14 protein-coding genes are annotated in these 12,517 nt (G+C 69.0%); 11 read left to right on the plus strand and 3 right to left on the minus strand.

Annotation, left to right across the window (positions count from 1 at the left end; all coding sequences use genetic code 11):
- The first annotated feature begins 4 nt into the window (after nt 1-4).
- The 11 genes from OHN19_RS20015 to OHN19_RS20065 all read left to right on the plus strand — a co-directional run bounded on the left by OHN19_RS20015 (nt 5) and on the right by OHN19_RS20065 (nt 10,465).
- Nucleotides 5-142, plus strand: a complete 138-nt coding sequence (locus OHN19_RS20015; RefSeq protein ID WP_330265500.1) for a hypothetical protein — start codon at nt 5-7, stop codon at nt 140-142.
- A 62-nt stretch (nt 143-204) separates the two neighbouring features.
- Nucleotides 205-1,209, plus strand: a complete 1,005-nt coding sequence (locus OHN19_RS20020) for an asparagine synthetase A (RefSeq protein WP_330265501.1) — start codon at nt 205-207, stop codon at nt 1,207-1,209.
- A 64-nt stretch (nt 1,210-1,273) separates the two neighbouring features.
- On the plus strand, nt 1,274-2,137 hold the full coding sequence (locus OHN19_RS20025) for a class I SAM-dependent methyltransferase (RefSeq protein ID WP_330265502.1): 864 nt from the start codon (nt 1,274-1,276) through the stop codon (nt 2,135-2,137).
- Entirely contained in the window at nt 2,134-2,823 is a 690-nt protein-coding gene (locus tag OHN19_RS20030) for a GNAT family protein (RefSeq protein ID WP_330265503.1), read from the plus strand. The genes OHN19_RS20025 and OHN19_RS20030 overlap by 4 nt, the downstream gene beginning before the upstream one ends.
- The gene (locus OHN19_RS20035; protein ID WP_330265504.1) at nt 2,820-3,848 is read left to right on the plus strand and encodes a S66 peptidase family protein; all 1,029 of its coding nucleotides are present in this window, start codon (nt 2,820-2,822) and stop codon (nt 3,846-3,848) included. The genes OHN19_RS20030 and OHN19_RS20035 overlap by 4 nt, the downstream gene beginning before the upstream one ends.
- 23 nt (nt 3,849-3,871) lie before the next feature.
- Nucleotides 3,872-4,354, plus strand: coding sequence for a hypothetical protein (locus tag OHN19_RS20040; RefSeq protein ID WP_330265505.1), 483 nt, complete (start codon nt 3,872-3,874; stop codon nt 4,352-4,354).
- Nucleotides 4,344-5,546 carry a hypothetical protein gene (locus OHN19_RS20045; protein WP_330265506.1) on the plus strand — a complete coding sequence of 401 codons (1,203 nt, stop codon included), beginning with the start codon at nt 4,344-4,346 and terminating at the stop codon, nt 5,544-5,546. Before OHN19_RS20040 ends, OHN19_RS20045 begins: the two co-directional genes overlap by 11 nt.
- 44 nt (nt 5,547-5,590) lie before the next feature.
- The gene (locus OHN19_RS20050; RefSeq protein ID WP_330265507.1) at nt 5,591-6,997 is read left to right on the plus strand and encodes a hypothetical protein; all 1,407 of its coding nucleotides are present in this window, start codon (nt 5,591-5,593) and stop codon (nt 6,995-6,997) included.
- Nucleotides 6,912-8,216 carry an ATP-grasp domain-containing protein gene (locus OHN19_RS20055; protein ID WP_330265508.1) on the plus strand — a complete coding sequence of 435 codons (1,305 nt, stop codon included), beginning with the start codon at nt 6,912-6,914 and terminating at the stop codon, nt 8,214-8,216. Before OHN19_RS20050 ends, OHN19_RS20055 begins: the two co-directional genes overlap by 86 nt.
- The gene (locus OHN19_RS20060) at nt 8,213-9,496 is read left to right on the plus strand and encodes an MFS transporter (RefSeq protein ID WP_330265509.1); all 1,284 of its coding nucleotides are present in this window, start codon (nt 8,213-8,215) and stop codon (nt 9,494-9,496) included. Before OHN19_RS20055 ends, OHN19_RS20060 begins: the two co-directional genes overlap by 4 nt.
- 12 nt (nt 9,497-9,508) lie before the next feature.
- Entirely contained in the window at nt 9,509-10,465 is a 957-nt protein-coding gene (locus tag OHN19_RS20065; RefSeq protein WP_330265510.1) for a hypothetical protein, read from the plus strand.
- Between the two features lie 40 nt (nt 10,466-10,505).
- Here the strand turns inward: OHN19_RS20065 and OHN19_RS20070 are convergent, their stop codons facing one another.
- The 3 genes from OHN19_RS20070 to OHN19_RS20085 all read right to left on the minus strand — a co-directional run bounded on the left by OHN19_RS20070 (nt 10,506) and on the right by OHN19_RS20085 (nt 12,501).
- A complete protein-coding gene (locus tag OHN19_RS20070; RefSeq protein ID WP_330265511.1) occupies nt 10,506-10,874 on the minus strand; it encodes a DUF397 domain-containing protein in 369 nt (122 codons plus the stop codon).
- A 458-nt stretch (nt 10,875-11,332) separates the two neighbouring features.
- A complete protein-coding gene (locus OHN19_RS20080) occupies nt 11,333-11,884 on the minus strand; it encodes a GNAT family N-acetyltransferase (RefSeq protein ID WP_330265512.1) in 552 nt (183 codons plus the stop codon).
- Entirely contained in the window at nt 11,881-12,501 is a 621-nt protein-coding gene (locus OHN19_RS20085) for a TetR/AcrR family transcriptional regulator (protein ID WP_330265513.1), read from the minus strand. Before OHN19_RS20085 ends, OHN19_RS20080 begins: the two co-directional genes overlap by 4 nt.
- Nucleotides 12,502-12,517: the final 16 nt, after the last annotated feature.

Raw genomic sequence — 12,517 nt, forward strand, 5'->3', positions numbered from 1 at the left:
TGACATGCGCCGAACGCTTCTGTTTTTCGTGATTCCGTGCACCGCGATATGCGTCGCATTCTTCGGGGCGAGCGACCACAAGGGCACCGAGACGCACACCGTGGTGCGCGCCGACTCCGCGGACAGCTGGGGCTGGGACTGAGCGGCACCCCCCTCCGAGCACCTGATCGCCCTGACACCGAAGAATCAAACTGGAGTTCCCATATGACCACCGTTCCGTCTCAGGTCTGGAAGAACACCGAGGGCTACTACCTGGAAGTCCTCCGCAACCCCTGGTACCGCGCGGTGGCCCGGCTGCAGAACAGCGTCAGCGAACTCACCGTCGACTTCTGGAGAGCACGCGGTGGCCAGACGCTGCATCTGCCCGTCACCACCGGATCGATCTCCAGCCCGATGGGCCGCGGCAGTGACTCGCTTCCCGTGCACGTCGACCTGATGGGCGCTCCCACCTTCCTCGCCGACTCGATGCAGTTCATGCTGGAGTTCGGCTGCCGCCTGACCGGCACCGACACCTACTACGTCATGCCGTCCTTCCGTGGCGAGGACGCCGACGCCACCCACCTGTGCCAGTTCTTCCACAGCGAGGCCGAGATCGTCGGTGGCCTCGACGAGATGATGGCGACCGTGGAGGAGTACCTCCGTCATCTGGCCAAGGGGCTGCTGGAACGCGAGGCCGATGTCATCGCCGAGTGCGGCGGGAAGGTCGACAGACTCGAACAGCTCGCCTCGGGACGGCCGTTCAAGCGCATCACCTTCGACGAGGCCGCCGCTGTTCTCGGCGGGACGGGTATCGAGGACCACGACGGCTGGCGGACCCTCACCCGTGACGGTGAGCGGCTCCTGATGGACAAGCTCGGCGAGTTCGTCTGGGTGACCCACTGGGACCACCTGGCAGTCCCCTTCTACCAGGCGTTCGGCGATTCCGAGGGCCGTACCGCGCTCAACGCGGACCTGCTCTTCGGGATGGGCGAGGTCGTGGGAGCGGGTGAGCGGCATGTCACCGCCGCGCAGGTGCAGCAGGCGCTCGAACTGCACGAGGTCGACCCGGAGGCGTACGCCTGGTACCTGGAGATGCGGGACTTCCAACCGGTGCGCACCTCGGGCTTCGGTCTCGGTATCGAGCGGTTCCTCATGTGGGTGCTCGACCACGGGGACATCCGCGACATGCAGCTGCTGCCGCGCCGCAACGGCCACACCATCGTGCCCTGACCAGCCGCGTCCTGGCGCCCGCGATCGACGTACACCCGTTTCCGTACATCCCACAGGAGTCTCCATGGCCACGGCCGCACCCCACCGGACCCTCGACCCGGCCGACGTCCAGCACCTCAACTTCTCCCAGACCGTCGGTCTGGTGAACGAGCCGAACATGTGCTCCGGCGGCGCAGCCACCATCCGGACCGTTCTCCGGGAGGTCCCCGGTCTCGGTGCCGGCCGCCGGATCCTCGAGGTCGGCAGCAACACCGGCTTCTCCGTGCTGGAGATGGCCAGCGCGACCCGCTGCGACGTCTTCGGCATCGACATCGAGGAGTCGTCCGTCCGGTTCTCCCGGAACAAGGCGGCCGCCCTGGATCTGGACAACGCGCACTTCTCCGTCGGCGACGGCACACGGATCGAATTCCCCGACGGGCACTTCGACATGGTGTTCGCCAGCAACGTGACGTCGTTCATCCCGGACCGGCAGCGCGCCATCGACGAGTACTACCGGGTGCTGAACCGTTTCGGTGTCCTCGCGGCGGTACCGATCTTCTACCACCGGCGTCCCTCGGCCCGGCTCCTGGAGGAGGTCGAGCGGGCGATCGGCGCTCCGCTGCCGCGGTTCAGCCGCGAGGACTGGGAGGGCATGTTCGGCCGCCCCGGGTCCGAGCTCTTCTTCTCCGAGGAGTACGAATACCTGGACCTGAGCCCGGAGCAGATCGACGACTATGTCGCCGCCGTGCTGGCGCAGCCGTGCAACGACGGCATGTCCGACGCACTGAGGGAGGCGGCGGGCAAGCGGCTGCGCTACTTCTACACGCTGTTCAACGAGAACCTCGGGTACTGCCGCTACGCGATCCTGCTGTACCGCAAGAGCGGGCCGACCCAGTTCCCCATCCTGCACGCCTCCGCGCCGGTCCCGGGCACGGTGCTGCACCGATGACGACCGCATCGGAGGCTGCTCGGTCCGCGGGCCTCACGCACTGGCCACTGTTCGCACTGGTGATCCGCACTCCCCGGCTGGAGTTGCGGGTGCCCACCGACACCGAGTACCAGGCGGTGTGCGATGTCGCCGTGCGCGGTATCCACGACCCCACGACGACGCCCTTCGCCGTGGACTGGACCGACGCGCCACCGGACCGGCTGCGGCGCAACGCCTTCCAGTTCCTGTGGGGCACGCGCGCAGCATGGTCACCGGACGACTGGCACCTCGAGTTCGCCGTCCACCGTGACGGACGGCCTATCGGGATGAAGGCGCTGTGGGCCAAGGACTTCGGCGCGCTCGGAGAGGTCTCCACCGGCTCCTGGCTCGGGCGGGACTCCCAGGGCCAGGGATACGGCAAGGAGATGCGAGCCGCGGTGCTCCACCTCGCCTTCACCTGCCTCGGCGCCCACTGGGCCACCAGCCAGGTCTTCGCGGACAATCCGGCGTCGATCTCCGTGAACCGCCACCACGGGTATCAGGAGGACGGTTTCGAGCTGCGGACCCGACGCGGCCGCCCCGCCCGCTGGCTTCGCTTCCGCCTGGCGGCCGAGGACTGGCTGGGCGGACCGCGGGACACCGGCATCGAGGTCGAGGGGCTCGAAGCCTGCGCGGAGATGTTCGCGCGCCCCGGAGAGACGGCATGACCACGGTCGCGCGAGCTGGCACGACACTCGGTCTGTGGACCCCGTCCTCCCCCGCCCCGGCGTTGTTCCCCCGCCGTACCGCACGGGCGGTGGAAGCTCTCCGACAGGCTGGTTTCACCGTGCGTGCCGCGGCGTCCTTCGCGGGGATCAGCAGGGCCGGCGCCGCCGAACCGCAGGCCCTGGCCGATGAGTTGCACGCGCTGGCGGACAGCGGAGTCGACGCCGTGCTCACCTCGTCGGGGGGTTGGACAGCCTCGCTGGTGCTCCCCCACCTGGATTTCGGGTTGCTGCGTGCGGCCCAGGTGCCGCTGATCGGCTACAGCGACGTGTCCGTGCTGCTGTGGGCCTACGCGGCCCACGGGGTCCCGGCCGTCCATGGCCCGATGCTGGTGTCGGAGTTCGGGCACTTCGAGGGTCCCTTCGCCTACACGCTCGCCGGGCTGCGGAACGCGCTCTCGGGCACCGGCGGCGTGCTGCGGCCACCTGCGCGGTGGACGCAGGACAACCCCTGGTGGGACCGGGACGACGAGCGCGCGCTGGTGACCGAGCCGGCCACGCCGTGGCGGGTTCTGAGGCACGGACACGCTCACGGGCCGCTGCTGGCCGGGTGTCTGCCGGCCGTGACCGGACTGTTCGGCACGCCGTACATGCCCCCGACCGAGGGGCGGGTCCTGTTCCTGGAGGACTTCGGCATGGCCCCGGACCGGTTCCTGGCGCTGTTGGCCCAGTGGCGGAACTCGGGCCGACTGCGTCGGCTGGCCGGTCTGGTGCTGGGCCGGCGCAGCCGGGCGGTCGCGGCCCCCGGCGGCTACGCGGATTTCGACGACGCCCTGTTGCACCTGCTGGGAGACATCGACATCCCCGTGGTCGCCGATGTCGACTTCGGCCACACCGAACCGCGCCTGTCGCTGCCCCTGGACACGGCGGTGCGGATCGACACCGACCCGCTGAGGGTGCTCGTGGAGGCGAACCCCGTCGGGCGGCACCGGACAAGCGGCGGGGAGACAAGGGAGATGGTCGCGTGACCCGGGAAGTCCCACTGCAGCGTGTGGCCCCGAGAGAACTGGTCTGGCGTCGGTCCCTGTTCGGCACCCTCGCCGGGATCGGATGGGAGCGCATGCCGGCGATGTTCGCTCTGCCGGTGAGCGGCGCCGAGGCCGACTACCGGGGTGTGCCCGTGCCACCGGGCGTGGCCTTCAGCACCGAACGCCGGGCGACCTCCGCCATGGGGTCGAGGAACTTCACGCTGCGCACACTGGACCTGGACTTCGAACTCGTGGGCCGTACCCGGTTGCGCAGGGCCGGGGTGGATCAGCGGCTGTACTCCCTGGCACACGCGCTGCACGGTGACAGCCTGATCCCTGACGTGTTTCTCGGCGAGGCATGGGTGCGCGCCCGTGACTTCGACCCGGACCCCGCCAGGAACATACTGAGCAGGCACTTCCAGTGCCTCGACCACCGCATCGAGACGGTCGACCACACACTCGTCCGGTTCCGGCTGGCCGCATGGGAGCCCCGCCATGCTGACTGATGTGGGGAAGGGTTTCCTTCCGTACCAGCGCCGCCTTGTCAGCGCCGGTCTGATGAGCCGGTTCCGGCTGGCGCGCGGTGTCACCAACCTCACCGGCGCGGGCCTCGATCTCGCCGACCGCGTCATCGACACCATGCTGGAAGGCGCGGGCCGCCGCTGGGATCTGGAGCTGGTCGCCCATCCTCCCCTCTGCCGGTCCGAAGCGACCTGGCAGTTCGCGAAGAACATGTCGGCGACTTTCGACTGCTACGAGCTGGCGGCCGACGAATACCTGTGGTTCGACACCAATCTGGCCCATCTGGACTGGCTGCGCGAGCGCATCACCGACCCGGTGCTGCCCCTGGCCGTCGCGTCCAACGACGGTGTCTACCGGCCCGTGGCAGACGTACGCGCCCTGATCCGGGACGAGTTCATCGCCCCGTCCCTCGGCATCCACATCGCCGCGCCGGCCACCGGACGCGACGAGATCTGGCGCGGTGTGCTGGACCTGGTCGCGGAAGTCGCCCACGCCACGGGCGTGCCGGGTCTCCTGACCGAGCGCAAGGCTCCGGCCCACTACGCGCACCGCGCCGTAGCCGCCGTACTGCCGTCGCCGCAGGGAGGGCTGGAGCCGTGGATGCTGGCGTACGAACTCGGGCCCGAGTTCGAGACGTACCTCGGGCGTCCGGGCGTCAGCGTGTTCGAGATCGGAATCACCAGCAGGGTCCTGGCCTTTGCCGCACATCTGCAGACCACACGTGCGGCCGTCTTCGGCAGCAGGGTGGCCCCTTCCCAGGTGGCGGTCGATCTGCGGACGGCCGAGGCAGGTGATCGCGGTCCACAGGAGCGGGCACGCTCCCGCACCGCCGGCCTGCGCACCAGTCTGATCACCGCGAGCAGCCGCCCGGCGCGGCCCTCGACGATCGACGGACTGGCTCCCGTCCTGTACCACCCCGGACGCGACACCTACCGGCTGCTCCTGGAGGACTACCGGGTCGAGCACCCCTGCGACCGGCCGCTCATGGACGTCCTGTCGCTGGCCGACCGCCGGCTGCGGGCCGAGCAGGAGGCCCTGGTCGAAGAGCATCTCGGCGACGCACTGGCTGACGACGCGTCGGCCGGGGACAGCGGCCCGGTCCCCCCGGGCACCGTCCTCGCCGGCCTACCGGGAATCCGCTCCGGCGTCCGGCTCGATCCACGCGTTCTCGGCTGATGACCGTCGAGCCGTCCTCGATCCCACGACGAGAAAGAACATCTGTGGCAAGAGATCCGATACGTCCCCCGGGGAACCTGGTCGGCCTGCGCCGGGCCGAACTGGAGGACATAAGAACCCTCGTTCCCTGGCTCGATCACCAAGACGGGGTGCTGGCCGTCGAGGGCTCCCCCTTTCACCGGCTCTGGGACGCGGAGGATCCCTGGCTGGTCTACCTGCCCGGCCGCGCACGGGACAACGCGCGGTCGCTGCGGTCCGCCTTCGGACGCCACTTCGAGGTGTCCCTGCGCTTTCCGCTCAAGAGCTGCTACGTCCCCGCCGTCGTCTCCGCGCTCCGGGAGGACGGACACGGCGTCGAGGTGATGAGCGGTCTGGAGTGGAATCTGGCACGGCAGCTCGGCTTCGATCCGGCGCGGATCGTGGCCAACAGTCCCGCCCGTACGGCCCGGCACAGGCGCGAGCTGGTCAGCGAGGGCGCCGGACTCATCGGCGTGGACAGCGTCGAAGAGCTGGAGCAGGTGGAGCACGAGGCACGTTCCCAGGGCAGGGTGGCCCGCATCGCCGTGCGCGCGAACACACTGGACGAACCCGGTGCGTTCTTCTCCGCCGGTTCCAAGCTCGGCGCGGACCTCGACGGTGCCGCGGAACTCGTCGAGAAGGCCCTGGCCTCGCGGTGGTGCTCGGTCGAAGCCCTGCACGCACACCAGTTGAAGCACTGCACCGATGCCGGGATGTTCCACCGCATGGTTCGGGGGCTGGCCGAGTTCGCCGCGGAGACCATGCCGCCCGACCGGCCCGTCCAGCTCCTCAACCTGGGTGGTGGGCTGGAGTCACGCTTCCTGCTGGAACGTGCGGGCACCAGCGCCCAGGTCTTCGCCGACGCAGCGCGGGACGCGATGGACATCCTGCCGACGCTGCCCTCGGTGGTCCTGGAACCCGGCCGTTACGTGGTCGGCGACGCGGCCATCGGCTTCAGCAGGGTGATCGGACGGAAGGTGAACTCGGGTCAGACCTGGCTGATCTCCGACCTGTCCTCCAACATCCTCATTCCGCTGCCCGATCTCGCCTACCACCCGGTACCGCTCCGGCTCTCGCCGGACGTGGCATGGGAACAGGCGCATGTCGCCGACGGCACCTGCGCACCCTCGCACCTGTGCCGGTCGGCGGACCTGCCCGTCTCCGTGGTCCAGGACGGGATCGCCGTACTGAACTGCGGTGCCTACACCAGTGTCTACGCGGAGCTCTGGGCCTTTCCCCTGCCGCACATCGGCGTCTACGAGAACGGCCGGCTGCGGGAGATCTTCGGTCCGAAACAGGAATCGGACATGTTCAACGCCCTGTACCCGATAGGAGAGTCGACAAGAGATGTCCACCCCGAAGACCGCGCGCACGGTGGTCCTGTGCAAGTGGCAGCCTCAGCTGATCACCGCCCTGCTGACCCTGACAACTGATCTCTACCTCGTCCTCGACGACTATGACGTGGAGGTCCACCGGCCGGACGCGGACGTTCTCGCGAGGATGCGCCAGGTCTACCGGGTGAGTCACTTCGACTCGATCGAGGAACTGGCCGCCGTCGCCGTGGACCTCCGCCTCCGTGGCGCCGAAGGCGCCAAGGTCATCAGCCACGCGGAGTTGAGCCAGTACGGCGCCGGTTATCTCGACCTGATGCTCGGCAGCGTCCAGGATCCGATGCACCATGTCGCCTTCAGGGACAAGCGGTTGATGAAGCAGCGGGTGGCGGGGGCAGGGGCCCGCGCGGCGCACTTCCAGTCCGTGCCAGACGCGAGCGACACACACGCCGTGGAACAGGCGGCGGCACGACTCGCCTTCCCGGTGGTGGTGAAGCCGGCTTCCGGGTTCGGCACGATGAGCACCGTACGCGTCGACCTTCCGGACGCCCTCCCCGCCGTCGTCGAAGAGCTCACCTTCGAGCCGTTGCTCCGCAGCAAGCAGCTCATCGTGGAGGAGTTCGTCCAGGGCACCGAGCTGTGTGTCGACGCCCTGTGGGCCGACGGCGAAGCGCTGACCTTCATCGTGCACCAGTACTACGCGAACCGGATCAGGCTGGCGGACAGGGGTGCTCCGGAGCGCCCGCTCGACGGCTCGCAGATCCTTCCGGAAGAACACCATCCCGTTCTCCACCGCCGTCTGCGAGAACTGCATGACCGGGTCAATCAGGGGCTGGGCATCCGGGACGGTGCCACACACCTGGAGGCGTTCGTCCAGCCCGACGGCGATGTCGTGTTCTCCGAGATCGGCACACGTATCGGTGGAGCCTGGGTGCCGCGCATGATCAGTGCCCATCTCGGATATCCGGTATGGACGGCGATCGCGGAGGCGGAGCTCACCGGAACCTGCCAGGACCCCAAGCCTCCACACCCTTATGTCGGTGCCGTGCATCTGAGCCCCGAGCGCCCCGGAATCATCACCAGCATGCCGGAGGACGAGGAACTGGCGGAACTCCCCGGTGTGCTGGACTGGCAGCGGCTGCGGAAGGTCGGCGGAAAGGCACGACTGGGCCACCCGTCCGACTGGTATCTGTTCGTCGTCCTGGGCGCCGAGACCCAGGAGGAGTACGACCGTCTGTGCCATGAAGTGGCCGACAGGTTCCGCATCGAAACAGAACCCGAACCCGGGGGAACCGACGCACCGGTGGCTGCCGGCCGATGAACGGGAAACCTCGGGCACGGATATTCAGGGACTCCTCGTTCCGGCGGGTCTTCACCGCGACCGGGATATCCGCCACAGGAGACACACTCACACAGGCGGCCCTCCCTTTCGCGATCCTGGACATGTCGGACAGCGCCACCGCCATCGGCCTGGTTCTCGCGGCCCGCGCACTGCCGTACGCACTCCTGATGCTCCCGGCCGGAGTCGTGGGCGACATGATGCGTCCGCAGCGCGTCCTCTTTCTGGCCAACATGGTGCGCTTCTCGGTACAGGGCCTGACTGCGGCGCTGCTGTTCGGCGGGCACGCCTCCATAGCGGCACTGGCGTTCCTGCAGGCCGTACAGGGCGCGGCCTCGTCGTTCGTCTTCCCGGCTTCCCGGAGCGTCCTTCCGCGGGCGCTTCACAAAGACCAGCTGCAGAGCGCCAACGCCTCGATATCGTCGGTCTTCAGCGCCGCGGCCATCGTCGGCCCCCTGCTGGCGGGCATCCTGCTCACCTTCACCAGCCCGGCCACCGCCCTGGCCCTCGACGCCGCGTCGTTTCTCGTCGGTGCTGTGCTTCTGGGGCGTATTCCCGACCTCCCGGAGGTGGCCCGGACCGCCTCCAGGGCAGCGACGAGGAAGAGCATGTCGTGGCGGCGGGAACTGGCGGCGGGGTTCCAGGAGGTCGTGGGCTCCCGCTGGCTGCTGCTGGGGCTGGCCCATGCCGCCGGGTTCCAGGTGCTCGTCGTCGGAGCCGTGGCCGTCCTCGGACCGGTCATGGCAAAGGACCACTACGGCGGCGACCGCGCATGGGCCGTCCTGCTGGCCTGCATGTCCGTCGGACATCTGATCGGCGGCCTGGTGGCCACCCGCTGGAAGCCGGGGAACCCCCTTCGCGCCGCATACGTCGTCGTCCTCGGCACGACCCCCGCCCTGCTCGCTCTGGCGGCCGTCCTTCCCTTCTGGTCGCTGGCGCCCTTGCTCGTTCTCTACGGAACGACGCTGAGCGTGGGGGACACCCTCTGGTCCACGGTGGTGCAGTCCAACGTGCCTCTGGACCGCCTGTCCCGGGTCATCTCCTTCGACGGATTCGTGTCCTTCGGGCTGCGGCCGCTCGGACTGGCGGTCCTGGGTCCGGTGGCGGCGATGGCCGGGGCGGAAGGCACCCTGGTCGCCATGGCGGGCGCATCGGGCCTGCTGACGGCCGCTGCCGCGCTGCTGGCCGGTGGACCACGCTTCTCCCCGGCCTCCGCCGCCGACGACGCGGAATTCCCCCCGCCCGAACCTGTGTCACGCTGAAACGGACTTTCCATGTCATCTCGTAAGCCCCACCTGGGGATCGTTTCGCTGTCCAAGTACGCCCGTTCGGAAACGGGCGTGATCGACGAAGGCCCCTACACCAATGAACACCTCGTCGCCGAGGACGTGATCTGGTCAGGGACATCGGGGAGGTTCGACTACGGGAAACGGGACCTGCGGGACTGCGCCGACTCGTTCCTGATCCACTTCGGACTGAGCGGTGATCCGCTCGACACCCATCTGCTGTCCCTCTCGCGCGCGTTGGAGCAGGAGGGCTATCCGGTTCTCAACAGCTTCGAATTCACGTGGACGTGCGGCGACAAGTACTTCGCCCTGGAGCGGGCCCGTGGTCTTGGCATCCCCACCCCGCAGACGCTGCTGGCCAAGCCCACCGGAACGAATGTCCCGGCCATCGTCTCGACGGTCGAGAGCGAGCTTTCCTACCCTCTGGTCATCAAACCGCGGGGAACCATGAAGGGGTTCGGTGTCATCAAGGTCACCGACAGCGACCTGCTCGTTTCGGCACTCCAGCTCTACTCGAGCTCCGGAATGTCCTGCCTGATTCAGGAATTCGTCGAATCCGGCGGACGCGAGGTCAGATGCTTCTACGCGGGCGGCGAACTGGTGGGCATCTACGACCGCCGCCGCGGCTCGGACAGGTTCATCGGAGTGGCGACACCGCGAGCCGGCCAGGAGAGCGGGGTCTCGGTGTCCCGGATGGCGGCCGAACTGCCGGAGGCTCGCGTGTTGATCAGCTCCTGCGAGCAGTTGCTGGCGGGCTTCACCTGGGATCTCGCCGCCATCGACTGGTTCGGTTCGGACCACGGTCTCGTTCTGAACGAGATCAATACCGTTCCAGGCATCTACTCCATGCCCGAGGCGGACCGGGTGATCTTCCACGAACGCGTGGCGGACGCGATCCGGCGCCGGAGCCAGTCGTCCCGTCGACCGCACGACGTTGCCGGCTGATCACGGAAAAGCACGCCAGGACCGCAGAAGACGTCATCGTTCAGGACACCGCCGTCACCTCCGCGGACAGCACCGGCAAGGCCGTGTCCTTCACCGCGCTCAGCTCCCCGTACGTCAAGGGGACCGCGCTGCGTTTCCAGGCCCGCCAGAAGGACGGCCGGTGGGTGACCCTCACCAGCGCCACCCTCGCCACCACGGGCAAGGCCACCACGAAGATCACCTTCTCGCACACCGGCACGTGGACGCCGTGGTGCCCGGGCGGTGGACCCGCAGGGCGGTGGTCGCCGGCCTTCGGCTCGCCTATGAACGCGTCCCAGGCGGCCGCTTCGAAGCACAGCGCCGGGCCGTGCGGGACCTTGCTGTCACGTACGGGGACGACGGCCTCCTGGACCCCGTCGGCCACCTCCACGCAGGTCGCCGCCCGCCTGGTTGCTGAAGCTGCTCTCCTGCGCCAGGCGGTGCCGTTTTTGGCTTGTGCGACCGGAGGCGGCGGTTCGCTCAGCTGTGGCCGTACGTGTACCGGGAGGCGTGCGGGGGTATCCGCCGGCGTCGGACGCCTCCTGCGCGGTCGCCCTCGTGGTCGCCGAACTCGCCGCGAACGCGGTGCTCCACGGCCGGGTACCGGGGCACGACTTCGGCCTCCGGGTCGCCCTCGACACGGCGGCGGGCCTGGTCCGCGTCGAGGTCGCGGACGCGGCCTCCGGAAACACACCGTCTTGCCCAGCGGGTGCCGTGGCGTCCAGCCCCAGCGCGAGGCCAGGGCGGCCACGAGGACCAGCCCCTTGCCCGATTCGCCCTCGGCGGAAGTGCCCGTCACCCGCCCGACTGCGGACAAGGAGTCGCCGTGAGTTGCCGTAGCCGGAATGGCTACGCCTCGGCGAGGTCCGCCGGTTGGGCCACGTAGATCCAGTCGAAGCCGTCGTACCCCTCGGTGTCGAGGTGTTGTGCCCGGTCGAGCCCGGCGCGTATCGCCACGCGCTGAGACGCGAGGTTGGCCGGTCGCACGCGGGCGATCAGCGGGAGGCCGGGCACGTGACGGGATGCCCAGGCGACCACCGCGGCCGCGGCTTCACCGGCGAAGCCTTGGCCCCAGGCCGAGGTGGCGAAACGGTAGAAGAGGTTCAGGACCGGGGCTCCGTGCAGTTCCATGGGCTTGATTCCGCAGAATCCGAGCTGCTCGGCGGAGCCGTGGCGCCGTACGACCCAGTACCCGTATCCGTGCTGCTGCCACTGGGCGTCCCAGCGGCGGTAGAGCGCCTCCGCCTCCTCGAACCGGGCCAGTGCGTCGGACGGGTTGTGGGCGCAGGTCCCGGGGTCGCGGTGGACGGCGAGGATCGCGTCGACATCGGCTGGGGTCGGGCGGCTCAGCAACAGCCGGTCGGTCCGCAGTTCCACGGCAGCCGGGCTCCGGTCACTCATGCCGAGACCTCGTCGCCGGTGCGGAAGACCCGGTCCAGGTGGTGGTTCAGCACGGTGGTCGCGGACTGAGGGCTGCGCTGGCCGACGAGGATGCCGGTGCCGAGTCCCGCGGACATGGCGAGCAGGCCGGCTGCCTCGGACCGTGCGTCGACGCCGGGCTCGAGCAGTGCCGCTTCCTGTGCCTGCCGGAGGAGCCCGGTCAGGGCGTCTTCGGCGGCATCGGGATTCTTGATGAAGGGCTGGGCCGCGAGCGCCCCGTCGGTCATGGCCAGCACCGCGTAGGACGTGTAGAGGTGGTGGAAGGTACGGCTCTCGTCGTCCGTCGGCAGCGCGGCCATCAGAAGGGCCTCGACCATCGCGCGCGGACCAGGGCTGTCCCCGGCGGCCCGTACTCGGGCGGCGACGCGCTCCCCAAACCTCTCCGCCAGCCGTTCGAGCCCGAAAAGCAGCAACTTCTCCTTGGTCTGGAAGTAGTACTGCACCAGGCGCAGCGATACGCCCGCCTCCGCTGCCACATCACGCATCCCCACGGCGTGCAGCCCCCGTCGGTCGGCGATCCTGATCAGCGCCTCGGCGATCTCGGTGCGCCGTTCTGCGTGGTCCACGCGCTTGGGCATCGGACGGTTCTCCGCT

Origin of the sequence: Streptomyces griseorubiginosus (assembly GCF_036345115.1) — a bacterium.
In the GTDB taxonomy this organism is placed as follows: domain Bacteria; phylum Actinomycetota; class Actinomycetes; order Streptomycetales; family Streptomycetaceae; genus Streptomyces; species Streptomyces griseorubiginosus_C.

Bases quoted from the DNA above. Each gene is read 5' to 3' on its own strand.
- OHN19_RS20015 (WP_330265500.1), top strand. From the start codon at position 5: ATGCGCCGAACGCTTCTGTTTTTCGTGATTCCGTGCACCGCGATATGC.
- OHN19_RS20020 (WP_330265501.1), top strand. From the start codon at position 205: ATGACCACCGTTCCGTCTCAGGTCTGGAAGAACACCGAGGGCTACTAC.
- OHN19_RS20025 (WP_330265502.1), top strand. From the start codon at position 1,274: ATGGCCACGGCCGCACCCCACCGGACCCTCGACCCGGCCGACGTCCAG.
- OHN19_RS20030 (WP_330265503.1), top strand. From the start codon at position 2,134: ATGACGACCGCATCGGAGGCTGCTCGGTCCGCGGGCCTCACGCACTGG.
- OHN19_RS20035 (WP_330265504.1), top strand. From the start codon at position 2,820: ATGACCACGGTCGCGCGAGCTGGCACGACACTCGGTCTGTGGACCCCG.
- OHN19_RS20045 (WP_330265506.1), top strand. From the start codon at position 4,344: ATGCTGACTGATGTGGGGAAGGGTTTCCTTCCGTACCAGCGCCGCCTT.
- OHN19_RS20055 (WP_330265508.1), top strand. From the start codon at position 6,912: ATGTCCACCCCGAAGACCGCGCGCACGGTGGTCCTGTGCAAGTGGCAG.
- OHN19_RS20060 (WP_330265509.1), top strand. From the start codon at position 8,213: ATGAACGGGAAACCTCGGGCACGGATATTCAGGGACTCCTCGTTCCGG.
- OHN19_RS20065 (WP_330265510.1), top strand. From the start codon at position 9,509: ATGTCATCTCGTAAGCCCCACCTGGGGATCGTTTCGCTGTCCAAGTAC.
- OHN19_RS20080 (WP_330265512.1), bottom strand. From the start codon at position 11,884: ATGAGTGACCGGAGCCCGGCTGCCGTGGAACTGCGGACCGACCGGCTG.
- OHN19_RS20085 (WP_330265513.1), bottom strand. From the start codon at position 12,501: ATGCCCAAGCGCGTGGACCACGCAGAACGGCGCACCGAGATCGCCGAG.